This window comes from Paractinoplanes maris (genome assembly GCF_023544465.1).
In the GTDB taxonomy this organism is placed as follows: domain Bacteria; phylum Actinomycetota; class Actinomycetes; order Mycobacteriales; family Micromonosporaceae; genus Actinoplanes; species Actinoplanes maris.
The window spans coordinates 1-25998 of sequence record NZ_JALPVL010000019.1; the positions used below are offsets into that span (position 1 = coordinate 1).

At 70.0% G+C, this 25998-nt stretch carries 20 protein-coding genes; 9 read left to right on the forward strand and 11 right to left on the reverse strand.

Annotated elements, in window-relative coordinates:
* Window positions 1-113: 113 nt before the first annotated feature.
* Both NAG42_RS41725 and NAG42_RS41730 read right to left on the reverse strand, forming a co-directional pair.
* Window positions 114-1931, reverse strand: coding sequence for a penicillin acylase family protein (locus NAG42_RS41725; RefSeq protein WP_250038072.1), 1818 nt, complete (start codon window positions 1929-1931; stop codon window positions 114-116).
* Between the two features lie 53 nt (window positions 1932-1984).
* Window positions 1985-3031 carry a beta propeller repeat protein gene (locus tag NAG42_RS41730; protein ID WP_250038073.1) on the reverse strand — a complete coding sequence of 349 codons (1047 nt, stop codon included), beginning with the start codon at window positions 3029-3031 and terminating at the stop codon, window positions 1985-1987.
* A 74-nt stretch (window positions 3032-3105) separates the two neighbouring features.
* Between NAG42_RS41730 and NAG42_RS41735 the strand changes: the two genes are divergently transcribed.
* Window positions 3106-3654: an antibiotic biosynthesis monooxygenase gene (locus NAG42_RS41735; RefSeq protein WP_438872524.1), complete on the forward strand. Its 549-nt coding sequence runs from the start codon at window positions 3106-3108 to the stop codon at window positions 3652-3654.
* Window positions 3655-3673: 19 nt separating this feature from the next.
* On the opposite strand, the gene NAG42_RS41740 is transcribed toward NAG42_RS41735, so the two are convergent.
* Window positions 3674-5332: an alpha/beta hydrolase gene (locus NAG42_RS41740; protein WP_250038075.1), complete on the reverse strand. Its 1659-nt coding sequence runs from the start codon at window positions 5330-5332 to the stop codon at window positions 3674-3676.
* A 107-nt stretch (window positions 5333-5439) separates the two neighbouring features.
* Here NAG42_RS41740 and NAG42_RS41745 point away from each other — a divergent pair, with 107 nt between their 5' ends.
* The 4 genes from NAG42_RS41745 to ligD all read left to right on the forward strand — a co-directional run bounded on the left by NAG42_RS41745 (window position 5440) and on the right by ligD (window position 12728).
* A complete protein-coding gene (locus NAG42_RS41745) occupies window positions 5440-7365 on the forward strand; it encodes an amylosucrase (RefSeq protein WP_250038076.1) in 1926 nt (641 codons plus the stop codon).
* Window positions 7366-7405: 40 nt separating this feature from the next.
* Window positions 7406-9193, forward strand: a complete 1788-nt coding sequence (locus NAG42_RS41750; RefSeq protein ID WP_250038077.1) for a sensor domain-containing diguanylate cyclase — start codon at window positions 7406-7408, stop codon at window positions 9191-9193.
* Window positions 9194-9241: 48 nt separating this feature from the next.
* On the forward strand, window positions 9242-10969 hold the full coding sequence (locus NAG42_RS41755) for an acyl-CoA dehydrogenase (RefSeq protein WP_250038192.1): 1728 nt from the start codon (window positions 9242-9244) through the stop codon (window positions 10967-10969).
* A 784-nt stretch (window positions 10970-11753) separates the two neighbouring features.
* On the forward strand, window positions 11754-12728 hold the full coding sequence (gene ligD / locus NAG42_RS41760) for a non-homologous end-joining DNA ligase (protein ID WP_250038078.1): 975 nt from the start codon (window positions 11754-11756) through the stop codon (window positions 12726-12728).
* Between the two features lie 107 nt (window positions 12729-12835).
* Here the strand turns inward: ligD and NAG42_RS41765 are convergent, their stop codons facing one another.
* Together NAG42_RS41765 and NAG42_RS41770 are read right to left on the reverse strand one after the other, a co-directional pair.
* On the reverse strand, window positions 12836-14986 hold the full coding sequence (locus NAG42_RS41765; protein WP_250038079.1) for an NACHT domain-containing protein: 2151 nt from the start codon (window positions 14984-14986) through the stop codon (window positions 12836-12838).
* Between the two features lie 230 nt (window positions 14987-15216).
* Window positions 15217-15459: a hypothetical protein gene (locus NAG42_RS41770; RefSeq protein WP_250038080.1), complete on the reverse strand. Its 243-nt coding sequence runs from the start codon at window positions 15457-15459 to the stop codon at window positions 15217-15219.
* A 64-nt stretch (window positions 15460-15523) separates the two neighbouring features.
* Between NAG42_RS41770 and NAG42_RS41775 the strand changes: the two genes are divergently transcribed.
* On the forward strand, window positions 15524-16420 hold the full coding sequence (locus tag NAG42_RS41775) for an aminoglycoside phosphotransferase family protein (RefSeq protein ID WP_250038193.1): 897 nt from the start codon (window positions 15524-15526) through the stop codon (window positions 16418-16420).
* A gap of 88 nt (window positions 16421-16508) precedes the next feature.
* On the opposite strand, the gene NAG42_RS41780 is transcribed toward NAG42_RS41775, so the two are convergent.
* On the reverse strand, window positions 16509-17336 hold the full coding sequence (locus tag NAG42_RS41780; RefSeq protein WP_250038081.1) for an ABC transporter permease: 828 nt from the start codon (window positions 17334-17336) through the stop codon (window positions 16509-16511).
* A 62-nt stretch (window positions 17337-17398) separates the two neighbouring features.
* Window positions 17399-18379 (reverse strand): ABC transporter substrate-binding protein, encoded by a 981-nt coding sequence (locus tag NAG42_RS41785; RefSeq protein WP_250038194.1) that lies wholly within the window; start codon window positions 18377-18379, stop codon window positions 17399-17401.
* 286 nt (window positions 18380-18665) lie between these two features.
* Between NAG42_RS41785 and NAG42_RS41790 the strand changes: the two genes are divergently transcribed.
* On the forward strand, window positions 18666-19595 hold the full coding sequence (locus NAG42_RS41790) for an LLM class F420-dependent oxidoreductase (protein ID WP_250038082.1): 930 nt from the start codon (window positions 18666-18668) through the stop codon (window positions 19593-19595).
* A gap of 3 nt (window positions 19596-19598) precedes the next feature.
* Here NAG42_RS41790 and NAG42_RS41795 read toward each other — a convergent pair whose 3' ends face one another.
* A complete protein-coding gene (locus NAG42_RS41795; RefSeq protein ID WP_250038083.1) occupies window positions 19599-20234 on the reverse strand; it encodes a response regulator transcription factor in 636 nt (211 codons plus the stop codon).
* On the reverse strand, window positions 20186-21481 hold the full coding sequence (locus NAG42_RS41800; RefSeq protein WP_250038084.1) for a sensor histidine kinase: 1296 nt from the start codon (window positions 21479-21481) through the stop codon (window positions 20186-20188). Before NAG42_RS41800 ends, NAG42_RS41795 begins: the two co-directional genes overlap by 49 nt.
* Before the next feature lie 101 nt (window positions 21482-21582).
* Between NAG42_RS41800 and NAG42_RS41805 the strand changes: the two genes are divergently transcribed.
* The gene (locus NAG42_RS41805) at window positions 21583-22587 is read left to right on the forward strand and encodes a fatty acid desaturase family protein (protein ID WP_250038085.1); all 1005 of its coding nucleotides are present in this window, start codon (window positions 21583-21585) and stop codon (window positions 22585-22587) included.
* On the opposite strand, the gene NAG42_RS41810 is transcribed toward NAG42_RS41805, so the two are convergent.
* On the reverse strand, window positions 22584-24323 hold the full coding sequence (locus NAG42_RS41810) for a pyruvate dehydrogenase (protein WP_250038086.1): 1740 nt from the start codon (window positions 24321-24323) through the stop codon (window positions 22584-22586). The genes NAG42_RS41805 and NAG42_RS41810 overlap by 4 nt on opposite strands.
* Window positions 24324-24393: 70 nt before the next feature.
* On the opposite strand from NAG42_RS41810, the gene NAG42_RS41815 reads away from it, so the two are divergent.
* Window positions 24394-25179, forward strand: a complete 786-nt coding sequence (locus NAG42_RS41815) for an SDR family NAD(P)-dependent oxidoreductase (RefSeq protein WP_250038087.1) — start codon at window positions 24394-24396, stop codon at window positions 25177-25179.
* Here NAG42_RS41815 and NAG42_RS41820 read toward each other — a convergent pair.
* Window positions 25163-25987: an alpha/beta fold hydrolase gene (locus NAG42_RS41820; RefSeq protein WP_250038088.1), complete on the reverse strand. Its 825-nt coding sequence runs from the start codon at window positions 25985-25987 to the stop codon at window positions 25163-25165. The genes NAG42_RS41815 and NAG42_RS41820 overlap by 17 nt on opposite strands.
* Window positions 25988-25998 lie beyond the last annotated feature (11 nt).

Here is a 25998-nt window from a genome sequence, read left to right on the forward strand (position 1 = left end):
CGACCCAAAAGCAGCAGGGCAGCCCTGAGCCTCTACGCCGTCCTCCGGCACCTGCAATACCAACTCGCCACCTGGCTCGGCTTCTGCCCACACTGCCACCAGCCCGTCCCCACCTAACAAAGTCCTATTAGTTCTTCCTCGATCAACGCGGACCAGTCCGTGACCAGCGGGATCAACTCGCCGGCGGCCCACAGCGGCAGCTGGTCGAGGTGGTGCGGCGACGCCGGATCGCCGGAGGCGCCGAACGGCACGATCCAGCGGCTGCGCTGCCGGTCGGCGATGTCCCAGACATAGCGGGCGACCGGGCCGCGCGAGCACAGATCGGTCACGCCCGGGATGCTGTTGAGGCAGAGCACCGAGTCGCGCTCGCCGGAGAGCTCGGTGCGCGGGATCCCGGCGGTCGCCCCGGGCAGGCGTACGGGATCGAGCAGGTGCCGCGACCCCCAGGGCCCCGACTCGACAGTGGCCGGGTCGACCACCTCGGCCGCGGTGAGCCCCAGCCCGGCCAGCACCCCGTCGAGCACCGAGCCGATGCGGACCCGGGGATTCGTCCAGCTGTCGAAGAGCGGGTCGAAGCCGTGCGGTTCCATCAGCGGTGCGAGCGCGGGATGCTCGTGCAGCCGCCGGGCGACCGCGAACCGCCAGGCCGCCCGCCGCCCCGCTTCGACACTGGCGGCGGGCATCGGTGTGTCCATGTGGATGCGCTGCGCGGGCACGCCTTCCCCGATCAGCTCGACGATCCGGTCGGCCCGCGCTTTCGAGGCAAAGGCGTTCCCGTACGCCTCGGTGTCCGGCCGCCGATCATTGGCGTTCACCGCGACGCCGCTCACCGCGGTCCGCGTCATCGGCACGTAGCCCGGCCGCCACGCGTACGTCTGGTCCCAGGCCGGCACCGGGACGGTCTCGTTCCGCTGGTCACGCACCGGAACCCGGCCCACGGTGAGCTGCCGGACCCGCCCGGTGGTGTCGGCCGTGAGGACGCTGTTGACCGGCTCCACCCAACCCGCCAGCGCATCGGCGACGTCATCCACAGTAGACGCGTGCAGCAGCGGGAGCAGCGCGCCGAAGCCGAGGTCGAAGTCCACCCGGGTGGGGGTGCGCAGACTCAACGTGCCGTCGACGATCGGGCCCCGGGCCGTCTCGACGACCTCGACCAGCTCGCTGCCGCCACCCCGTACGGGAATGGTCTCGGTGTGCACCGCGGCCGGCTCCCACCCGCGCGGACCGCGAGCCTCGACCCCCGACGGCGTGCGGCGGAGCTCCTCGACGAAGAGGTCCTGATAGTCGGCCATGGCGTTGGTGACCGCCCAGGCCACCCCGCCGGTGTGCCCGAAGTGCTGCACGCCGGGCACACCCGCGAAGGTCAGCCCGGCGACGTCGAACTCCGGGCAGGAGAGCCGGATCTGCTGATAGACGCCGGGCAGCTCGATCAGCCGGTGCGGGTCGCCCGCGACGATGCCCGGGATCGCCCAGGCGTTGCTGCCCGAACTGGCCGCGGACTCGGCCGCGAACCAGCGGACGGCGTCCGGCCCCAGGGTGCGCTCGACATGCGCGTTGAACAGCTTGCCGGGAAAGCTGGCGAACATGATGTGCCGGGCCAGGAACACGCCCAGGGACGACCAGGGATGCCAGGCCGTCCCCTCGGCGCGGACCCCTTCGGCGTACGCCCGGAGCCACTCCCGGGTCCGGGCGTCGAGCCCGGCGAAGGCCCGCCGCGCGGTGTCGTCGAGCCGGGCCCGCCGCGCGAAGCGGTCCCAGCCCAGCCCGTCCGGCCCGATCAGCTCGGACAGCAGGCCCTCGGACCGGCGGCGCTCGACCTCGATCTGCTGCCGGCGGTCGCGAGCGGTCACCCGCCCCTGCAGAAACGCCAGCTCATCGACCGTTCCGGCCCGCAAGTGAGGAACGCCGTACCCGTCCCGGAAGACCCGCATGCCCCATGCTTACCTGCTTCCCACCCCCGACAGCGACCCGGAACTGGCCGGGGTCAGTGGCGGTGGGTCAGTCTGGCCACCCGGCCCTTGGTGCCGGAGGCCCAGCAGGCGCCGGGCACGCAGTCGACGGCGTCGAAGCTTCCGGTGTCGAAGAGCTTCCAGGTGCGGCCGCCGTCGTACGAGATGTTGCTCCCGGTGGGGCCGACGGCCAGGGCCGTGTCGCCCCGGCCGGTCCAGGCCGCGCCCGAGCGGTATTCGCCGGGGACGGTGCGGGCGACGGTCCACGTCCGGCCGCGCAGGTAAGCCGCTCCGTCCGGCGCCGCCGTGGGGGTCTCGTAGTCGCCGCCGACGGCGATGGCGGCACCGTCGCGGCGTACGGCCAGGCTGTAGATCCCGGCGGTCGGGCCGCCCGGGATCGGCGTCGCGGTGACCGACCACGAACGGCCGCCGTCGCGGGAGGTGAAGACGCGCGACTCGGCGCCGCCGCCGGTCGCGAACATCACTTTGCCGGCAGCCGAGACGATGCAGGTGCCGCTCGCGGCGAACGCGAACTCGCCGGGCAGCGCGGCGGGCATGCCGGCCGTGGGCTGGACCTGCCAGGAGCGGCCGCCGTCGCGGGTCGCGAGGATGCGGAACTTGCCGTCCACCGGGTCGGAGAGGGCCAGGCCGTGCTTGCGGTCGAGGAACGTCATGCAGTCGTAGAACGCGGCCGGGTCCTCGTTGCGGAACGTCTCGGTCCAGGTGTGGCCGCCGTTCGAGGTCGCGTAGACGCGGGAGTCGGGGCCGTTGCCGATCGTCAGGGCGACGGCGTGCCGGGCGTCGAACGCCTCGATGTCCCGGAACTCCAGCTCGGCCGCGGCCGCCGGACCGACCGAGGCCCAGGTGCGGCCGCCGTCGACCGTGCGCAGGACGGTGCCGGCCGCACCGGCCACCCAGGCGACCTGGGCGCTGACCGGCGCCAGGCCGCGGAACTGGGCCTCGGTGCCGGTCGGGGTCAGCTGCCAGGCCGGCGTGCTGCCCCCGGCCAGGGCGGGTGCGGGCAGGAGCAGGGCCGCGACGACACCCGCCGCCGCCATCGACAACTTTCGCTGCAAGGTCATGCGCCGGAACTTACCGTGTGGGCCACGGCACGGAAACCGGGGACGCGGCCTGCTGGAAACCTCCGGGTATCACAATGTGGGACATGGAGTCCCCTGCCGTCACCGTCGCGATCACCCGGCGGGCCGACCCGTCCCGGACCGCCGAGATGATCGCCTGGGTGAACGCGGGCACCACGCTGGCCGAGGACTTCCCCGGCTTCCTGGGCACCGGCTGGGTGCGGCCCGATCAGCGCTCGCACGACTGGCACATGCTCTACCGCTTCGCCGACGAGATCTCCCTGCGCAACTGGGAGGAGTCGCCGCAGCGTCGCTGGTGGCTGTCGTCGGCCGAGGGCTTCGTCGAGCACACCCGGACGGAACGCCGGACCGGGATCGAGGGCTGGTTCGACCCGCCCAGCGTCCGCGAGGTCAGCGAGACGGTGCCGAAGGCGCCGCCCCGCTGGAAGCAGGCGGTGACCATCTGGCTGGGCTTCTTCCCGGTCAGCCTGCTGGCCGCGGTCACCCTCAACCATCTGCTGGTCGACCTGAACGTCGTGCTGCGCACCCTGATCAGCACCCTCTGCCTGACCCCGATCATGACCTACCTGGTGCTCCCCCGGATCACCCGCCTGCTCCAGCCCTGACTCCGCCGCTGAGGCCGGCTCAGTTGTCGAGCAGGGCGCGCAGGCGCAGGGTGTCGGCGACGGTCCAGCCCGGGGGTGGGGCCAGGGCCGCCCAGCCGTCGACGGCGCCGGACTTGTAGACGTGGCCGTGGCCGATCGGGGCCTTGTTGGCGAAGAGCAGGTCGACCGTGGTCTGCCAGAACGTGATGACCGGGTACCAGTGCATGGCGGGAGTGACGTCGGGACCTCGTTCGCCGCGCAGCCACTGGGGTTTGTGCCAGAGCAGGCTGGGGCTCCACCACACGACCGGGTCGGAGGAGTTCTGCATGTAGACGACCCGGGGCCGGACGGCCAGGTCGCGCAGCTCGTGGAACTCGGAGGAGAACTCGACCGGCAGGCGGGGATAGGCCGGGTCCCACACCGGTGAGCCGGGGGCGCGGCCGGAGGTGAGCTGCTGGTGGATCGGGTTGGCGAAGGTCGGGCCCTCGAGCAGGATGCCGTCGGCCCCGTCGACCATCGCGGGGGCCGTACCGAAGGTCTTCTCGGTGCCGTAGGTGCCCAGGCTCTCACCGAAGATCAGGAGCTTGGGCCGATCGGTGGCGGGCATCGCCGCCCAGCGCTCGCGGACCGCTGTGATCAGCGCCGAGGCGGCGTCGACGACCTTGCTGCGGTCGACCGCGAACGAGATCCAGCTCGGCAGGTAGCTGTATTGCATGGAGACCAGCGCCGTGTCCCCGGCGTACATGTATTCGAGCGAACTCGGCACGTCGTTGTCGACCCAGCCGGTGCCGGTCGGGGTGAAGACCGCGATGACCGAGCGGTCCCAGGCCCGGGTGCGGTCCATTTCCCGTACGACGAGGGCCGCGCGCTCCTCGACCGAGTCGGCCGACGACAAGCCGGCGTAGATCCGGATCGGGTCGAGCGCGGTCCGGCCGGCGAACGCGCCCAACTGGTCGGCCGCGGGCGCCTTGGTCACGAAGTTGCGGCCCTGGCGACCCAGCGAATCCCAGCTCACCAGCGACTGCGAACTGCCCGAGCGCAGGACGGAGGCCGGCCGCACGACTCCGTTGCCGGTCCCGCTGTCGGTGACCGCGGCCGAGCGGTCGGCGCTGGTGTAGAGGTTGCTGACCAGGAGGCCGTCGAAGGCGGTGTAGCTGATCAGGGTGACCACGACGAAACCCGCGCAGTAGGCCGCCGACTCGGGCACCAGGCGGCCGAAGAGCCGGGCGAACCCGTGCGCGGCCAGCCGCAGGCAGCGGGCCAGCAGCAACAGCATCCCGAAGGTGAGCAGGCTGATCCCGACCGTCCGGATCAGGTCGTACTCCTGCTGCGGGGGCAGGCCCAGGCGGACGCGCACCTCGCGCTGCCACCGGGTGCCCAGCCAGAGGAAGAGCAGGACGAGCGGCGGCACCAGCACGAACAGCATGCGCCAGGCGACCCGTTCGGCCCGGCGCGACGGCCACCACCGCAGGCGGACGACCGCCCCGATCGCTGTCCCTCCGGCGTACCCGAAAGAAGCCGTCAGCCCGGCCACGACGCCCTGGAGAAACCAGGGTCTCGGCAACAGGGACGGCGTGTAGGTGAGGCAGTAGAAGAGCGCGCAGAGCCCGAAGCCGGTGACGCTGAGCCCGCAGCGCACAACCCGGCGGCGCGGAACGACGGTCGGTGCGGTGGCCGAGGAGATGACCCGGCGCTGCATGGGTATCAGGGGCGCTGGTAACACCACCTTGCGCATCGGCTCCCCCGCCCCTCGCGACCGCCGTCGATATGCGTGACCCGCGCGCCACCGAAGGTTACGTTGACCCGATGGCAGGATCTTCCGTTCGCACCCGGGCCGCAAGCGCGTTCGAGGCCCTGCTTCCATCTTTGACTGCCCGCGCCACCGAGCGGCTGGGCCGTTCGGAGGCGGTCGCGTTCGTTGCCCGCTGCGAGACGTCGCTGCTCGACATCTACGAGCCGCTCGAGGTCGTCTACGGCACAGTGCCCCTGAATGACCTGGTGGAAGTGGCTCTCGACGCGGCCGCCGAGCGCCCGGTCGCTCTGCGTGACCTCGATCGGCGGCGGGAGATCGACCCGCGCTGGTATCAGCGAGCCCGTCAAGTCGGGTACGTCGCTTATGCCGACCGCTTCGCCGGGTCGCTTCGCGCGGTAGCCGACAACTTGGACTATCTGGACGAGTTGGGTGTCACCTACCTGCACCTCATGCCGCTGCTCGAGCCCCGGCCCGGCGAGAACGACGGCGGTTACGCGGTGCGCGACTACCGGGCGGTCGACCCGCGGCTGGGCACGATGGACGATCTGAGCACGCTCGCCGGCCGGCTGCACGAGCGCGGCATGAGCCTCTGCGTCGACCTGGTCCTCAACCACACCGCCCAGGAACACCCCTGGGCCGAGGCCTGGCAGGCGGGCGATCCGGCGTTCGCCGACTTCTACCTGTCGTTCCCCGACCGCGAGATGCCGGACGCCTACGAGCGCACGATCGTGCCGGTCTTCCCCGACCGCGCGCCGGGCTCCTTCACCCTCGTCGGGGACCGCTGGGTCTGGACCACGTTCTGGAGCTACCAGTGGGATCTCAACTGGGCCAGTCCGAGCGTCTTCCGGGCGATGCTCGAGACCATCCTGTGGCTGGCCAACCGCGGCGTCGACGTGTTCCGCCTGGACGCGGTCCCGTTCCTCTGGAAACGGCTGGGGACGACCTGCCTCAACGAGCCCGAGGTGCACCGGATCGTGCAGGCGCTGCACGCGCTCACCCGGCTGGCCGCACCCGGCGTGATCTTCAAGGCCGAGGCGATCGTCGCGCCCGACGACCTCGTGCCCTACCTGGGCGGGCACGACCGCTACCGGCCGGAGTGCGAGCTGGCCTATCACAACCAGCTCATGGTCATGCTCTGGAGCAGCCTGGCCACCAAGGACGCCCGGCTCATGGCGCAGTCGCTGTCGCGGATGAAGCCGATCCCGGCCGAGGCGTCGTGGGTGAGCTATGTGCGCGGGCACGACGACATCGGCTGGGCGATCAGCGCCGAGGACGCGGCGGCGGTCGGCTGGGACTGGTGGAACCACCGGAACTTCCTGAACTCGTTCTTCTCCGGTCGCTTTCCCGGCTCGTACGCCCAGGGAGCTCTTTTCCAGGAGAACCCGGACACCGGGGACGCGCGGATCTCCGGTTCGGCCGCCTCGCTCTGCGGGATCACCGACGATCCGGCGACCTGGCGTGACGGCGTACGGCGCCTGCTCCTGCTGCATTCCGTCGCTTTCGCGTACGGGGGTATCCCGCTGATCTACATGGGCGACGAGCTGGCGACGCGCAACGACCTGTCGTTCGCCGGCGATCCCGCGCTGGCCGGCGACAACCGGTGGATGCACCGGCCGTATCTGGACTGGGCGGCCGCCGCGCGGCGTCACGACCCGTCGACGCTGGAGGGCCAGGTTTTCGCGGGGCTGCGGGCGCTCATCGCCGGCCGCAAGGACCTGCTGGCCCTGCGCGGCGGCGGCGAGACCGCGACCGTGGGCGTCGACAACGGCCACGTCTTCGCCTGGCGCCGCCGGCACCCGCGCAGCGGCACGTTCATCGGGCTGGCCAACTTCAGCGAGCAGCCGCAGACCGTCGAGGCGGCCGCGATCGGGCACTACGGCTGGCTGGAGACCGCGCTGAGCAGCGACGGCCCGCTCGTCGTCCGGGAGGGGCGGGCCCACCTGCCCGCGCTGGGGTTCGTCTGGCTGATCGAGCGGTGAATTCCGTACAGTAGGCCCGGGCGTTGCCGATCAAGGAATCATGCGGCTGCGCAACTGGATCGCCGTAGTGGTCGGCGTGGTGCTGCTGGCTGCTGCGGGAACTATCGGCTTCCTGGTCAACCGGTCGGCGCTCAAGGCCGCCGACGAGGTGCACCTGGCCGACTCACGGGCTCTGGCCGTCAACAACGGCACCCTCGTCGGCCGCCTGCAGTGGCTGTCGGCGGCCGAGCTCGGCGATTTCCTGAGCGAGAACGCCCTGCACCTCGGGCCGGGCAACGCCGGCGACCGCGATCTGCTGCGTACCTTCGCCGCCAAGAGCGACACCTTCGGGTACGGGGCTGTGCTGCTCGACCTGAACGGCCGGGTGCTGAGCAGCTCGCGCGGCACCGGGCTGCCGGCGGCCGGCAACGCGGGCTGGAAGCCCCTGTTCACCCAGCTGACCGGCGGCGCCAAGGCCGGCTTCTCGTCGATCATGGTGGTCGACGGGGCCTTTCTCGAAGCGGTCGGTGTGCCGGTGGTGGTCGGCGGCGTCCCGGCGGCCGTCCTGGTCGGCCTCAACAGCGTGGCCACGACCAGCCTTCAGCAATACACCGTGACGCTCAGCTCGGACGTCCACCAGACCGCGATCATCGACAGCACCGGCACGATCGCCGCCACCAACCGGGTCCAGCAGCTCGGCCGCCAGATCGACCCGGCCGTCCGCCGGGCGCTGGCCGCGGAGCCCGCGGGCGGGTTCGTCCGGTACACCACCGTCGGCGGCACCGAGATGGTCGCGATCACGGTCGGCGGGCTGCCCGGCGGCTGGTCGTACGTGCGGATCCAGACCAGGAAGTCGTTCGACGGCGCGGTGCACACCAAGAGCCAGACGTTGAACCTGACGCTCGGCGCGATGTTGCTGATCGGCGTGCTCGCGATGTCGGTGCTCGGCTACCGCACCCAGATCCAGCGCCGGCGGGCCGACGAGCGCTTCCAGGCCCTCTTCCAGCACGCTCCCGACCTGGTCTCGGTGCTCGGCGCCGACGGCACCATCGACTACTCGAGCCCGAGCGCGGCGACCGTGCTCGGCTACCCGGAGGGGAGGCTGGTCGGCACCAGCGTCTTCGACCTGGTCCACCCGGACGACCAGCCCTACATGCGCGGCCAGTTCGCCCGGCTGCTGATCAACCGCGACGAGTTGCTGCGCCTGCAGTGCCGGGTGCGCTCGGCCGCCGGCGACTACCGCTGGTTCGAGTTCACCGCGTCCAACCAGATGACCAACCCGTCGCTGCACGGCATCGTCATCAACGCCCGGGACATCTCGGAGAACCGGGCCTACCAGGAGCGGCTCGCCCACGAGGCCGAGCACGACGCGCTGACCGGCCTGCCCAACCGCCGCCGCATGCAGGACGCGCTGGGCACCTCGCTGCGGGAGCAGCCGGTGGCCGTGCTCTTCGTCGACCTGGACGGGTTCAAGCCGGTCAACGACGCCCACGGGCACGAGGCCGGCGACGACCTGCTGCGCCAGGTCGCCGCGCGGCTGACCGGCTGCGTCCGGGAGCAGGACGTGCTGGCCCGCGTCGGCGGCGACGAGTTCGTCATCCTGATGCCGGGTGTGATCGGGCCGGCCGACAGCGAGGCCATGTCCGCCCGCATCCGGGAGTCCATCGCGGCGCCGTTCGTCGTCGGCGGGTCGCCGGTGCGGATCGGGGCCAGCGTGGGCGTGCACCTCGCGGCCGGGTCGACCGACCCCGACGAGGCCCTGCGGGCCGCGGACCACGCCATGTACGCCGTCAAGCACTCGCGAGGTTATCCACAGGAGAAGGCGGGAAGGCACCGCGCGGAGGACTGAGAGGGCACACTGAAAGCCCGTCCTCGATGATTGGTGGTGCCGGCGGTGGTGGCCTCGAAGATCCTCTCGCGTCGTGATCTCGACTTCCTGCTCTACGAGTGGCTCGACGTCGAGGCGCTCACGGCCCGGGAGAGGTTCGCCGAGCACTCCCGCGACACGTTCGACGCCTTCCTCGACGTGTCGGCCGAGATCGCCGAGCGCGACTTCGCGCCTCACAACCGGCGCTCCGACCTCGAGGAGCCGACCTTCGACGGCGTCCGGGTCACGATGATCCCCGAGGTGGCGGCGGCACTCAAGGTCTTCAACGAGACCGGGCTGCTCAGCGCCACCATGGACGAGTCGGTCGGCGGTCTGCAGCTGCCGCACGTCGTCGCCCGGGCCTGCTTCGCCTGGTTCCAGGCGGCCAACATCGCGACGTCGTCCTATTCGCTGCTCACCGCGGGCAACGCGAACCTGTTGCTCACCCACGGGACACCCGCGCAAGTGGACCGGTTCGTCCGGCCGATGCTGGAGGGCCGCTTCACCGGCACGATGTGCCTGTCCGAGCCGCAGGCCGGTTCCGCGCTCAGCGACGTGCTGACCCGCGCGGTGCCGGCCGCCGACGGGTCCTACCGGGTGACCGGCTCCAAGATGTGGATCTCGGGCGGCGACCACGAGCTGAGCGAGACGATCGTGCACCTCGTGCTGGCCCGGGCCGCGGGCGCGCCGGCCGGCGTCAAGGGCCTGTCGCTGTTCATCGTGCCCAAACACCACGTCGAGGCCGACGGCACGGTGGGCGAGCGCAACGGGGTGTCGCTGTCCGGGCTCAACCACAAGATGGGCTATCGCGGCACGACGAATGCGGTGCTCGCCTTCGACGACGCCACTGGTTACCTCGTGGGCGAGCAGGGCAAGGGCCTGGCCTACATGTTCCAGATGATGAACGAGGCCCGGATCGGGGTGGGCGCCGGCGCCGTGGCCCTGGGTTACACGGGCTATCTGCACGCGCTCGACTACGCCCGGGAACGCACCCAGGGGCGCCCGGTGGCCGACAAGGACCCGGCGGCCCCGCCCGTGCCGATCATCCGCCACCCCGACGTCCGGCGCATGCTGCTCAGCTCCAAGGCGTATGTCGAAGGGGGCCTGGCCCTGATCCTCTATGCGGCCAAGCTGCTCGACGAGCCCTCCGACGAGAACGACCTGCTCCTCGACGTGCTGACCCCGATCGTGAAGGCGTGGCCGTCGCAGTGGTGCCGGCTGGCCAACGACCACGCCATCCAGGTCCACGGTGGCTACGGCTACACCCGCGAGTACCCGGTCGAGCAGTTCTACCGCGACAACCGGCTCAACTCGATCCACGAGGGCACCGACGGCATCCAGGGCCTCGACCTGCTGGGCCGCAAGGTCGTCATGCGCGGTGGGGCCGGTCTGCAGCTGCTGATCGGCCGCATCGTGACCACGGCCGTGGCGGCGCCGGCCGAGCTGGGCCGGCCGGTCATCGCCCTGTGCGACCGCCTGGCCGCCACCACCCGCAAGCTGTGGGCGGCCGACGACCCGACGGCGGCGCTGGCCAACTCCACGGCCTATCTGGAGGCCACCGGCCACCTGGTGATCGCCTGGCTGTGGCTCTCCCAGCTGGCCGCCACCGAGGGCAAGGAGGGCGCCTTCTACGAGGGCAAGCGCCTGGCCGCCCGCTATTTCCTCACCCACGAGCTGCCGCGCATCGGTCCCCTGCTCGACCTCCTCGACTCGGGAGACACCCTGTTGGCCGACCTCGACGACACCGTCCTCGGCTGAGTGCTCGGCCTGCTCCCTGGTCAATCGCCATCCGGGTGGAGTCGGCCGATACCAGGTCGCTCAACAGCCACCAGATGGCGGTAGCCGCACCCCTCGCCGGTTCGCATAGTTGATCTGGCGAGGGGTGGTTGCGGATGAACTCCAAGAAACCCGGCTGGGTCCGGCTCTCCGGTGACTTGCTGCATCGGCCTGACCCGTTACGTTCCGGCCGGACGGTGTGCGGCCGGAAGCTGCCTTCCACGGAGCCGGTTCTCCGGGTCCGGCCGCCCGATCTGGCGCCGTGTATCGCCTGCCGGGACATGATGCCCCTCCGCCCGGAGGTTTCCCGCAACCGTGGCCGGGCTGATGCCGACAACGACGTCACGCCATCCGGTCGAACGGAGACGTGGGAGCGCACCGTCGAGTCGACTGCCCTCAACCGTCAGGAATCCATGCGGGCCTGGCGCTCGATCGGCTGGGTCGTGCTCGCCGACAGCCGGTGGGCACACCGCCCGCACCCCGAGCGCCCTGGTCAGCTACTTTGCGGTCGGTCCGACAGCACGGCCACCGCCAGGAGCCGGAAACAACCCAGCCGGGAGCCGTGCTCGCGCTGCGCCGGCCTGTTGAAACGGCGGCATGATGAGCAGAGCCGGGGAACGATCATGGTCAGCCGGCCCGACGCGGTGGACCGCTACGACCGAGCCAGTCGGCGGAGCAGCTCGGTGCGGGCGTTCCGCGGCTGACCTGGCGGGCGGCCACTCCTGATGTCGGTGCGGTCCTGCGGGCAGAGCCCTAAGGTTGGCCCATGGCGGCTTCCAGCAAGAGCCCGGCGACCGAGGTGGAGGCCGGCGACTTCACCGTGCGCGTGTCGAACCCCGGCCGGGTCTACTTTCCGGAGCTCGGCCTGACCAAGCTCGACCTGGTCAACTACTACCTGGCGGTGGGTGACGGCATCGTCCGGGCGCTGCGGGAGCGGCCGTGCATGCTGCACCGCTTTCCCGACGGGCTGGCCGGGGAAAAAGTGCATCAGAAGCGGGTGCCGCACGGGGCGCCGCCGTGGCTGGAGACGGTGCGGGTGAAGTTCCCGCGCTACAACCGGCACGCCGACGAGCTGTGCGTGACCAAGCCGGCCGACGTCATCTGGGCCGTGCAGATGTCGACGGTCGAGTTCCACCCGTGGAATTCGCGCCGCGCCGACACCGAGAAACCCGACGAGTGGCGCATCGACCTGGACCCGATGCCCGACTGCACCTACGACCGGGTCCGCCGGGTGGCCGCGGTGGCCCGGGAGGTGCTCGACGACCTGGGCATCACCGGCTATCCCAAGACGTCGGGCGGGCGCGGGTTGCACATCTATGTGCGCATCGAGCCGTCGTGGGGCTTCTCCGACGTACGCCGGGCCGCGCTCGCCTTCGCCCGCGAGGTCGAGCGGCGGGCTCCCGACGACGTGACCACCACCTGGTGGCGCAAGGACCGCGACCCGGAGAAGCTCTTCGTCGACTACAACCAGAACGCCCGCGACCACACGATCGCCAGCGCCTACTCGGTCCGCGGCGTCCCCACGGCAACGGTCTCGACGCCGGTCCACTGGTCCGAGATCCCCGACGCCGACCCGCGCGACTTCACGGTCCTGACCGTCCCGGCCCGCTTCGCCGAACTGGGCGACCTGCACGCCGGCATCGACGACAAACACCACTCCCTGGCCACCTTGCTGGAGTGGGCCGACCGCGACGAGAAAGCCGGCCTCGAAGGCCCCGCCGACACCGACTCGGCCTCTTGATCCTTCGTCCGGCAGTCACCCACTCCTGAGCGTCGGCCGACGAGCTCGTGAGGCACCGAAGCACGGATAGCGTCCAGGTGCGGCCAAGGCCACAATCAACGGGGGTGTCACTTGGCGCCTCGAAAGGACGAGGAAATCCGATTGTATTCCTGGTCCGAGATCGAGGAATCCGATTGCTTGAGCCTTTGTCCCTGTGCGGATTTCACCAGCTGCTGTTGAAGCATGCCGTGACGGAACTGATAAACGGCTCCGGCTTGGCGAAGGATGCCCCGTCGGTGAGCGTCGTCCAGAAATGACATCAGACGCATCGGTGTACGGCCCTGCACTGCGAGCAACAGGCGAACTACGCAGAATTGCCCCCAGGCAGTAGCACTGAGCCCCGCAACAGACCCGACGATCAGCCCGAAGGCGAGCAGGAAGACCGCAAGCCACAAGAAGATCACCACACGTTCTGAGCCGGTTGGCCATGTTCGGGAAGGCGGCGATGCGATCGCAACAGCCATCATGCCGATGACGATTGCCGAGCTGACCACCGTCGCAAGCCAGAGCGCGAGTGCGCGATCCCGTCGCAGGACGCTGAGCGGGCTGACCGACCGACCTGCATCAGCCGCAGTCACAACAGTGCCGATCGGACCGTCGGACGGGAAGAACGCAGCCTCCAGCATGTACCACAGGGAAATGGCGGCAAGCGGTATGACAAGCGCGTCAGGAGGTGGCCCAGATATCAGTCCGGCGGCCACCCCGAGAAGCAGCGCCACAACAAGTCTTGCCACCTTGCGACGATTGAAACTGAGATTGACCTGGCGAGGGTGGCGAGCGCGGATCGTGGTGAGCAGCACCACCACGAATAGTGGAGTCTGCACCAAGACCAGCCCCTCGTGGTTGCGGGCGCCCGTCACTATCCAAAGCGCAGCCAGGACCGCCGTCAGACACCATTGCACAACGACAGTGGCGCTGCGCAAGTGCCACCAGGAAATATCTGGACCGCCACCATGAGTGTGGAGGAGCACGGCGATGTTCGTAAGCCACCGCTGCGCCCGATCAGCCTTCTGCTTGTCGAGACGGGGCTGGTTACCTACTGGACTCGTATACGCCGCCGGTATCAATGCACCAAGCAGGTGACGCTCGATGCCGGCTCGCTCACGCGCCCAAGCGGCCGTGATGAGGTCGTCGGGGCGAGAAGCCTGGCTGTCGTAGACCGTTCGCGCCAGCGAAAGCATGAGCGGCGTCGAAAGTGCCTGCCATAGTGGGCGATCATCCGTCCTATCGAGATGTTCGAGGACGCGCTTCCAACGCTCGGGCTTTTCGGTGCTCTCGGTCAGGTACCTCGCGACGTCGGATGAGGCTAGAGGCAGAATCTCGACTACAGGCGTACGAGCGAGTTTGCCGGCCGCGACTGCGAGCTCGTACTCCGCCGTACGGCTCGTCACCACAATCTGACGGTCGGGGCGCAAAGTATCGGCGATCGCGACGAGAGCTGATTGATGGTGGTTCTTGGCCATCTCATCCAACCCATCGAGAACAGGAAGGATGCGCGCGGTGTCGATCAACTCGCGCGCCCGCGTCCGTCGCCTGCCGTCGGCTGCTCGCAGCGCAGAGGCAAGTTCACGGTGTTCGGTCGCCAGACGAGCGGCTATCCACTCGTCCAGCGGCTCGGACGGATTCCAAGTCGCGACCGAGAGCAGAACCGGAACCGGATCGCCTGCCGTACGCCGAGCAAGCAGATCCAGGGTCAACCGGAGCGCCAGCATGCTCTTACCGGCCCCGGGCTCACCCAGAATGACGAGCCGTCCAGGCGACTCCGGGTGCGTGAACGCATCAGCAATCTGGCCATATGTACCATCCAATGGAAGCGGGCCCGCTCCAGCCCGGCCTCGGATAGCCGGCCAATCGACCATCACCGCGTCAGCCCTCTCGGTGACGCCCCAGCGCACGGGGAGCGGCCAAGGGTCAAAGACCCTACGGGCCAGTTCCTCGGTTTCCCACCGCCTCTTCTGCGCTTCAGCGATTGATTCCGCCATGTGGTTGAGCTGGTCGTCCGATGTGCTCGAGGCGGCAGAGCCCTTGCGCCACAGGTAAACCGCCAGGGGACCGGCCAGCGAAACGACGCCCAACGGCGGCCCCAGGGAACTTGCGAATTGATCGGCCCAGCTCAAACCCGATATCTGGTACAAGACGATGAGTACGGCAACCGCTGTGGCGGCCACTGCGATGACCGTGATCGACCAAACCCGAGGGTTCTTCCACCAGACCGGCACTCCCTCATCATGGCCTCTTGTCAGCCCACCAGTCCTTACCAAGCTCATGGCTGGCACGCCCGGCTTCCCCGACCGTTGTCATGTCCGCCACGAACGGCATGTAACTGGCCTTGGACCGCCGAGCCTCCTGGCGACACCCCACCGACATTCACCGGTTGGTCGGCGACCGCCGACGGGAGCCGGCTCGTTGTTCGTATGCGAAACGGAGCGGGGCGCCGGGTGAGCATCGGCTATCGGGACGTCAGAGGTGTACGGGCGTATCGGACGGCGGCCGTGGCCACACCGGCCGCCGCCAGGACCCAGGTTGTGGCCTCGGCCCAGGCGGCGGCCGAGCTTTCGCCGGGCAGGCCGTTCCGGACCGGGAGCACCACCATGTTCAGCGCCGCGCCGACCGGGATGGTGAGCAGAGGCAGGAGACCGATCGGACCCGCGCCGAACGCCGGACCGATCAGGATTCCGGGGGCAGCACGCATGACCGGATCCTAGGTAAACGGCTGGCGCCGCGTGGGGGTGCCGGAATAGCGTGCCGCCGTGCCGATGCATGAGAACGAGGTCCGGGCGACCGTGGGGCAGGTCGAGCGCCTGGTGGCCGGGCAATGTCCGGAGTGGGCGCACCTGCCGGTGACGGCTCTGCCCGGCGATGTCGAGGGCACCGACCATGTGCTGTTCCGGATCGGTGACGAGCTGGTGGCCCGGATGCCGAAGATCGGGTGGGCGGTCGATCAGGCCGAGCGGGACGCGCGGTGGCTTCCCGGGCTGGCGCGGCGGTTGCCGGTCCGGATCCCGGTTCCGGTCTTCGTCGGTGAGCCGGGGGCGGGGTTCCCGTGGCGGTGGAGTGTGGTGCCGTGGATCGCCGGGGGCACACCCCAGCGGCTCGGCTGCGACGACCTCGGGCTGGCCCGTGATCTGGCGGCCTTCGCCGGTGCCCTGCACGGGATCGACTCGTCGGGCGGGCCGGTCCGGCCCGCGGGATCCCGGGGGACGCCGCTGCGGCACGCCGACGAGTCCGTCCGCCGGGCGCTGGCCGGGCTGGCCGGGCACGACGACGGTTTCGCGGTGGCGGCGGCCGAGGCCGCCTGGGACGAGGTGCTCGCCACCCCGGAGTGGGCCGGTGATCCGGTGTGGATCCACGGTGACCTGCAGCCCGGCAACCTGATCGTCGAGGACGGCCGGCTGCGGGCGGTCATCGACTGGGGCGCGCTCGGCGTCGGTGACCCGGCGCCGGACCTGGCCGCGGCATTGTGGACCTTCACCGGGGCCGCCCGGGCGGCCTATCGGGAGGCGCTCGGTTATGACGATGCCACCTGGCGACGGGCCTGCGGCTGGGCGCTGGCGCCCTCGCTGACCGGCATCGGCTACTACCGGCACACGTTCCCGCGCATGGCCGAGCACGGCCGGCGCATGGTCCGGGCCGCGATCGACGAGCTGAGCTGAGCTGAGCCCGGCCACCGCGTGGTCCGAGCCGGGGAGCTGAGCTGAACACGGCCACCGCGTGGTCCGAGCAGCGAGTTGAGCTGAGCGGTCAGGCCGTGGTTCCGCGGACCCAGGGCAGGGCCAGGCGTTCGATCAGGACCAGGGCGTAATACAGGATGATGCTGACGATGGCCATCAGGGTCAGCGCGGCGAACGCCGTCGCGGTGTCGCCCTGGCCCGCGGTCTGCACGATGATCGTGCCCAGCCCTTCGTCGACGCCGCCGGACTGCATCTCGCCCACGGCCACGCCGATGACGGCCAGCGGCATCGCCAGCTTGAGGCCGACGAAGATCTGGGGCAGGGCGGCCGGCACGCGCACCCGCAGGAACGTTTGGGTGCGGGTGGCGTCCAGCGACCGGGCCAGCTCGGCCAGGTCGGCCGGTGTGCTGGCCAGACCGGTCGCGGTGGAGAGCACGATCGGGAAGAAGCAGAGCAGGAACGCCATGGCCAGCACCGGCTTCGTGCCGAAGCCGAACCAGGCGATCATCAGCGGGGCGATCGCGACCTTCGGTACGGCGTTGAGTGCCACCAGCAATGGCCCGAACGCGCGCTCGAACGGTTTCCAGGCGGCGATCGCCGTGCCCAGGGCCATGCCGACGACCACTGACAGCGCGAAGCCGATCAGGGTCACCCGGACCGTGTCCCAGGTCGTCTGCAGCAGCAGCTCGGGATACGTCCGGAAACCCTCGAAGACGTCGACCGGGGACGGCAGGATGATCGGCTGGATCTCGAAGATCTCGACCACCGCCCACCAGGCGGTGATGGTGACGACGATGCCGAGCACCGGCCAGGCCACCACCGAGGGCGAGAACCGCCGGGCGGGGCGGGCGGGACGGGCCACGGCGGCCTCCGACGGGGGCGTCAGCGTGTCTTGCACCGGGGGTGCTCCTCAAGCGGTGGGGTGCGCCGGAGATCCGGCGCACCCCGCGTAGCGAAAGATCAGGCCTTGGGGGTCAGGTCGAAGTTGATGACCTGCTCGGGCTTGAGGCCCGGCTCGATCTGACCGGAGCCCTGCAGGATCGCGATGCTCCGGGCGACGCGCTCGGCGTCGAGCGCACCGACCGGGATGCCGGCGGCGGCCGACTTCACGTACGGGCCCATCAGGGTCAGCTCGGCGGCGACGCCCTCGGGCTTGGCCGTCTGGACGTACTTCTGCGTGATCTTGCCGGCCGTGGCCGGGTCCTCGATGGAGTCGGCGAGACCCTTGAGCAGCGCCTCGGTGAACTTCTTGACCTTCTCGGGGTTGTCCGTGGCGTACTTGGTCGACGTGATCAGGACGTTGCCGTACAGGTCCTGGAGGAAGTCGCTGTAGGGCAGCACGACGGCCTTCTTGCCCTTGGCCACCGTCTCGACGGTCGGCTTGCCCACCACGAACTGGCCGATGCCCTGCGTCTTGCCCGACGCGAGCAGGCCGATCAGCTCCTGGGCCTGACCGTTGCGGAACGTGACCTTCGAGTCGTCCACGTTGGCCAGCTTGGCGTAGGTCGGGAACAGCGTGCGCACGACCGAGCCGGGCTGGTCGGTCAGCGTCTTGCCCTCGAGGTCCTTGGGCGAGTTGATGCCGCTGCCTTCGAGCGCGATGATCGCGGCCATCGTGCGCTGCTGCACGGCCGCCACGGCGGTGAAGCCGGTGGTCTTGTCCTTGCCACCGGCGGCGATCAGGCCACCGGTGAGGTCGATCGGGGTGAACTGCGCCTGGCCGGACACGATCGACTTGATGTTCTCGCCGGAGCCCTTGCCCGGGTTGATCGTGACGTCGAAGCCGGCGTCCTTGAAGTAACCCTTGTCGAGCGCGACGTACGCGTACGAGTCACGGCCGAAGGTGCCGAACGAGGTCAGGTAAGTGATCTTCTCGAGCGAGGCGCCGCCGCCACCGTCGCCGTCGGCCGAGTCGTCGCTGCACCCGGCGGCCGCGCTCATGGTGAGAGCGAGTGCGCCGGCGACAACGGTACGTACGAGGGTCCTTCTGTGCACCGTGGATCCTTCCCGACCTGGGTCGGTCGAATGGGGAACCGGCAACCCGGCAATTGGCGCACCGGGGCCGTGAGGGGCCGAACGTGGGGCAGTGGTGTCCCGACGGGGATCGTAGGGCAAACTGGCACATGCATCGATGACAGGTTCGTCTCAAAAGCCGAAGTAGACGTATCCCGCACGATCGATCAGGATGAGCCGGGTATGCGCCCAGCTCGGTTTATGAGGGACGATGATGCGTGTTTGTCTGTTCGTCGAACCGCACCGGGGTGCGACGTACGACACTCAATTGAACTTCGCTCGTCACACTGAGGACGCCGGTTTCGAGGGCCTCCTGCGGGCCGATCACTACCGTGCGTTGACCCCCGAGCCAGGCCTGCCGGGCCCCACCGATGCCTGGATCACGCTGGCCGGACTCGCCCGGGAGACGCGGACGCTGCGGATCGGCACGTTGGTCAACTCGGCTACGTTCCGTATGCCCGGTCCACTGTCGATCATGGTGGCCCAGGTCGACCAGATGAGCGGTGGCCGGGTCGAGCTCGGCATGGGCGCCGGCTGGGTCGAGCGCGAGCACACGGCGTACGGCATCCCGTTCCCCGCGGTCGGCGAGCGCTTCGACCGCCTCGAGGAGCAGCTCGAGATCCTGACCGGACTTTGGGGCACGCCCGAGGGACGGACGTACTCCTTCGACGGCAAGCATTACCACCTGGTGGACGCCCCGGCGTTGCCGCGCCCGGTGCAGCGGCCGCATCCGCCGATCATCGTCGGAGGCAAGGGCCCGAGGCGTACGCCGCAGCTCGCGGCCCGCTACGCCGACGAATACAACATGCCGTTCAAGACGGTGGCCGAGACCGCCGCGGCCTTCGACCGGGTCCGCACCGCGGCCGAGGCGATCGGCCGGGAGAGGCCGCTCACCCTGTCGGCGGGCATCGTGGTCGCGATCGGCCGCACCGGCGCCGAGGCCGCCCGCCGCGCCGCTCCCCTGCACGTCAAGAGCGCTCTGCCGCCGGAGGACCCGGTGGAGGGCTCGCCCGCCCAGCTCGTGCAGCGGATCGGCGAGATGCGCGAGATCGGCGCGACCCGGGTGCACCTGCGCCTGATCGAGATGGACGACCTCGACCACGTCGACCTGATCGCGAGCGAAGTGCTGCCGCAGCTGACCTGAGTTTCAGCTGTCCAGGTAGGCCAGCACAGCCAGCACGCGCCGGTTGTCGTCCTCGGAGACCGGCAGGCCGAGCTTGGTGAAGATGTTGTTGATGTGCTTGCTCACGGCCTTCTCGGTGACGTAGAGCTTGGCCGCGATCGCCGCGTTGGAGCGGCCCGCCGCCATCTCGCCGAGCACCTCACGTTCGCGCGCGGTGAGCACGTCGAGCGGTCGGCTGCGCTCGAGCAGCCGGGCCACCACCTCGGGGTCCATCATCGTGCCGCCGCCGGCCACCTGCCGCACCGCGTCGACGAACTGGGCGACGTCGGACACCCTGTCCTTGAGCAGGTAACCGACCCCGCCGCGGCGGTCGGAGAGCAGCTCGCGGGCATAGAGCGGCTCGACGTGCTGGGAGAGCACGAGGATCGGCAGGCCGGGGACCTGGCGCCGGGCCGCGATGGCCGCCTGCAGCCCCTCGTCGGTGAAGGTCGGCGGCAGCCGCACGTCGAGGACCGCCACGTCGGGCTTGCACTCCAGCAGCGTCGGCAGCACGTCGGGCCCGCGGTCGACGACCGCGACGACATCGAAGTCGAACGCCGCGAGGATCCGGGTCAGTCCGTCCCGGAGGAGAGCATGGTCCTCGGCGATGACGACGCGCACGGCAGCTCCATGGTCACGATGGTCGGTCCACCCGGCGGGCTGGACACGGACATCGTGCCATCGAAGGCGGCCAGGCGGCGTTCCATTCCGGCCAGCCCGGTGCCGCGCCTCGGGTCGGCGCCGCCGTGGCCGTCGTCCCCGACCTCCAGGCGCAGCCGGTCGCCGGTGTGGTGCATGCTCACGTAGGCGAACGCGGCGCCGCTGTGGCGTTGCACGTTGGTCAGTGTCTCGGCGACCGCGAAGTAGGCGGCCGACTCGACCGGTGTCTCGAGGCGGCCGGCCAGGTCGGAGTCCACAGTGGTCGGGATGCTCAGGGTCAGGGCCAGCGCCCGCACCGCGCCGTCGAGGCCGCGCTCGGCCAGCACCGGCGGGTGGATGCCGCGGACCAGGTGGCGCAGCTCGACGAGCGCGGTGGAGCTGTTCTCCCGGGCCTCGGCCAGCAGCTTGCGGGCGGTCGCGGGGTCGCGCTCGATCAGCTCCTCGGCCAGGCCGATGGCCATGCCCAGCGACACCAGCCGGGTCTGCGCGCCGTCGTGCAGGTCGCGCTCGATGCGGCGCAGTTCGGCGGCCTGGGCGTCGACCGTGTCGGCCCGGGTCACGGTGAGCTGGGTGACTCGCAGACGCAGCTCGGCGGCGCGGGTCGGGGCCAGGAAGAGCCGGCTGAGCAGAGCCTCGAAGCGGCGCGGGTAGGGCGCGACGGCCAGGCCCAGCACCAGGATGACCACGCCCTGAGGCATGGAGAGGAAGCCCTCCCCGACGCTCTCGATGGGCCAGTTCACGCCGTAGCCGGACCACTCGCCACCCAGATACATCCAGAGCGGCAGCAGGACGATGCCCTCGACCCCGTACGCCGGCAGGGCCAGCGTCACGATGCCGAGCGCCAGCCCGCCGACCGCCCCGGGCAGCAGCCAGGCGAAGTCCCGCCAGGTCGCCGGATCCGTCATGATCCACTTGTAGCGGCCCCAGCCGATCAGCCCGACGCCCGCGGGCCGTGGCCGGTAGGGCCGGGAGATGGGCACGCCGTGCCAGCCCGCGATCCGCCGGGCCGCGTCGGCTCGCAACCGGATCAGCGCGGTCACCGCGGGCAGCAGCACCAGGCCGATCCCGAGCACCGGCGTGAGCACCAGCGACACCACGAAGAGCACGAAGAGCGGGAAGTTCAGAACCGCGAGCACAATCGCGAGCACGCCGGACGCCACGGCCCGGAGCCCGTCTCGAAGCCAGTCTCTTGTCTCCACGCCTCTCATCGTGGCCCACCGGGGCTGTCAACTCAGTAGTGCTAGCCCTACCACCGATCCGGGGCCTGGCACTCCTGACCTTGAGGGGGTCGCCACGGTCTGATGGAGGCATGACGACAATGGCAGAGCGGCCGCGTGCGACGGCCGGGAGCGACTTCGCGGAACTGGGCCGGCGGATCAACGCGGCGGAGCTGCTGCGCCGGCGTCCCGGCTATTACGCCCTGCGCCTGTCGCTCGTCGGCGGCGCGCTGATCCTCGGCTGGGCGGCGTTCTTCGTGGTCGGCGCCTCGTGGTGGACTCTCGCCGTGGCCGCCTTCCTGGCCGTGGTGTTCGCCCAGGCCGCGCTGGTCGCCCACGATCTGGCCCACCGCCAGGTGTTCCGCACCAACAAGCCGAGCTCGCGGGCCGGGCTGATCGCCGGCAATCTGGCGATCGGCATGTCCTACGGCTACTGGATGGACAAGCACACCAAGCACCACGCCAACCCGAACCACGACGACCTGGATCCCGACGTCGGTCCGGGCGTGCTGGTCTGGTCGCGCGAGGCGGCGGCCGGAAAGGGATTCCTGACGCGCTATCAGGCGTACTTCTTCTTCCCGCTGCTGACCCTGCTCGGGATCTCGCTCAAGCGGGACAGCATCAAGTGGATCTCGCAAAAGCGGAAGCCGCTGGAGGCCGCGCTGATCGGCCTGCATCTCCTCGGCTACGTCGCGGCCCTGGCCATCGTGCTGAACCCGTTGCAGGCGCTCGCGTTCGTCGTCGTCCACCAGGCGATCTTCGGTGTCTATCTGGGCCTGACGTTCGCGCCCAACCACAAGGGCATGCCGCACCCCACCGGTGACGAGGACTTCCTGCGCAAGCAGGTGCTGACCTCGCGCAACGTGCGGGGCGGCCACCTCGTCGACGCGGCCCTGGGCGGGCTCAACTATCAGATCGAGCACCACCTGTTCCCAGCCATGCCGACCCCCAACCTGCGCAAGGCGCAGCCGATCGTGCAGGCCTACTGCGCGGAGATCGGCGTCCCGTACGAGATGACCGGCCTGACCGATTCCTACGGCCAGGCCCTGCGCCACCTGCACGACGTCGGCGCCGACCTCCGCGCCGGCCGCGACTAACGAGGAATGTTCCGCAGGTTCGTGCGGGCCAGGTGGAGCATCTGGCCGACGCCGCCGGAAAGCACCGACTTTCCGGCGGCGAGCGCGAACCCGGCCGCCTCCTCCTTGGTGATGTGCGGCGGGATCTCGAGCGCGTTCGGGTCGGTGACGACGTCGAGCAGGGCCGGGCCGTCGTGGTCGAGCACCGCTCGCAGAGCACCGCGCACCTCGTCGGGCTTCTCGACCCGTACGGCGAAAAGCCCGGCCGCCCGGGCGATGGCCCCGAAATCGACGTGCTCGTGGTCGGTCTCGTAGGGCGGGTCGCCCGCGACGAGCATCTCCAGGCGCACCATGCCGAGGCTGGAGTTGTTGAAGACCACCACCTTGACCGGCAGGTCGTGCAGGCGGGCGGTGAGCAGCTCACCGAGCAGCATGGCCAGGCCACCGTCGCCCGACATCGAGACCACCTGCCGGTCGCGGTCGAGCTTCTGGACGCCGAGCGCGTGCGGCAGCGCGTTGGCCATGGTGCCGTGCACGAACGAGCCGATCAGCCGGCGCCGTCCGTTCGGCGTGATGTAGCGGGCCGCCCAACTGGTGCACATGCCGGTGTCGGCGGTGAAGACGGCGTCGCCCGCCGCCTCCTCGTCGAGGATCGACGCCACGTACTCGGGGTGGATCGGCACCAGGTTCTCGACGTTCTTGGTGTACGCCCCGACGACTCCTTCGAGCGCGTCGACGTGCTTCTTGAGCATGTGGTTGAGGAACTTGTGGTCCTTGCGCTCCAGCTTGGGCATCAGCGCCTTGATGGTGGCGCCGACATCGCCGGCCACGCCCATCTCGAGCGCCGTCCGGCGGCCCAGGCGGGCCGGGTCGATGTCGATCTGGATGGTGTTCTTCTGGGGCAGGAACTGCCGGTAGGGGAAGTCGGTGCCGAGCAGCAACAGCAGGTCGGCCTCGTGGGTCGCCTCGTAGCAGGCGCCATAACCCAGCAGGCCGGACATGCCCACGTCGTACGGGTTGTCGTACTGCAGGACGTCCTTGCCCCGCAGGGTGTGCCCGACCGGCGCGCCCAGCCACTCGGCGAGCTGCAGCACCTGCTCGCGGGCGCCGGTGCACCCGATGCCGCCGAAGATCGCCACCGTCCTGGCCGCGTTGATCCGCTCGGCGAGGTCCTCGATCACGTAGTCGGACGGCGCACCGAGCACCGGGCCGGCCACCGCGTGTCCCGTACCGGTCTCGGTGGTGGCCTCGGCGGCGAGCACGTCACCCGGCAGGACCAGCACCGCCGCGCCGCGCTTGCCGATGGCCTGCTGGATGCCCATCCGGGCCATCCGTGGCATCTGCTCGGCCGACGACACCATCTCGCACCAGTGGCTGGCCTGAGCGAACAACTGCTTCGGGTCGGTCTCCTGGAAGAAACCGGAGCCGATCTCGGTCGACACGATGTGCGACGCGATCGCCAGCACCGGCGCGCCCGAGCGCTGGGCGTCGAACACCCCCTGGATCAGGTGGGTGTTGCCCGGCCCGCAACTGCCCGCGCAGACCGCGAGCTTGCCGGTGATCTGGGCCTCGGCGGCGGCCGCGAACGCGGCCGCCTCCTCGTTGTGCACATGCACCCATTCGATGGCGTCGTTGCGGCGGATGGCGTCGGACAGTGCGTTGAGACTGTCCCCGACCAATCCGTAGATCCGTTCCACCCCAGCCCGGATCAAAACCTCGACGAACTGGTCAGCGACTGTCTTTCCTTTACCGAACACCCCGGCCTCCAGCCTTCGTGCGAATGTTCGGGAGGTACCCGACCGACCAAGCGCGCGAACGGAGTTCGAGATGGATCTGCGTCTCACTAATAGGGTGGCCGTGGTCACAGGCGGTAACGCGGGGATCGGCGAGGCGATCGCTCGCGGACTGGCCGCCGAGGGGGTCGATCTGGCTCTGGTCGCCCGCTCGCGGCCCCGGCTGGAAGCCGTGGCGGAGTCGATCGAAGGCGTACGGGTCCTGCCCATCGCGGTGGACCTCACCGAGCCGGACGGGGCGGCCCGGGTCGCCGCCGCCGTACAGAAGGAGTTCGGCGGGGCCGACATCCTCATCAACAACGCCGGCACCGGGAGCGACGAGAAAATCCTGACCGCGCCCGACGAGAAGTGGCAGTTCTACTGGGAGCTGCACGTGATGGCGGCCGTCCGGCTGGCCCGGGAGGTGGCGCCGCAGATGAAGGCCCGCGGCGGTGGCGTGATCCTGCACAACGCGTCGATCTGCGCCACCCAGCCGCTGGGTTACGAGCCGATCTACAACACCACCAAGGCGGCGCTCGTCATGTTCTCGAAATGCCTGGCCGGCGAACTGATCGGGGACAACATCCGGGTCAACGCGGTCAACCCGGGCCTGGTCATGACCGGCGACTGGATCAAGACCGCGAAGGCGCTGACCGCGGGCACCGATCAGACGTGGGAGCAGTATCTGGCCAAGATCGCCGAGGACAACGCGCCGATCGGGCGGTTCGCCACGCCGGCCGAGGTGGCCGACTTCTTCGTCTTCCTCTGCTCCGAGCGGGCCGCCTATTCGGTGGGGTCGACCTATTACGTGGACGGCGGCTGGCTCAAAGTGACGACCTGAGCCACGGGATCAGCAGGGGCAGGACGGTGGCCGCCTGCATGGCCACCAGGTGGTCGGCCTCCGGGACCAGGCGCACCTCCCAGCCTTTCTTCTCCAACTCGGCGCCGTGCTCCTTCAACGGCTCGGCGAGGGCGACATAGGCGTTGTCCCACGCCGGGCCGTACTGGATGTTGTCGTCCTCGCCGGCGAAGGCGAGCCGCGGAAGGTCGAGCCGGACGCCGCGCTCGTCGAAATTCTGGAGCGACTCGTAGAGAGTGACGAACTGCCGCGTCTGGTCGGGCGTCTGGGTGAAGGCGACGGAATCCCAGTCGCCCGGCACGGCGTCGCCGGTCGGCGGGGGCGGCGGGTCGAGCGCCATCCGGTGGGCCGCGCGGGTCACGGCGAGCATCGCCGCATAGGGACCACCCAGTGGCGGATAGCCACCCATGACCAGGGCGGTGAGCCGGTCGGTGCGCAGGGCGAGCTGCAGGCCGCAGAGGGCCAGCCAGGAATACCCGTAGTAGGCGAACCGCGGCTCGGCGCCGGCCAGGCTCAGCAGATCGGCGGCGACGGTGTCGGCGGTCAGGGTCAGCGGCGCCGGGTGCCGGTTGCGGTGGCCCTCGTAATCGGCGGTGATCACCCGGAAGCCGGCCTCGGCCAGACCGGTGGCGAGGGTGTGGCCGAGGTGGGGGTCGGCGCCCCAGGCCCGCATCGTCTCGGCCTGCTCACCCTCGACGATCGCCGTGCTGACGGGGAGGAGGATGGCGGGACCACTGCCCCGGACCTGAACGTCGATGGTGGAGTCGTCGTGCAGTCGAACGGTCGGCATGCAAAACACTA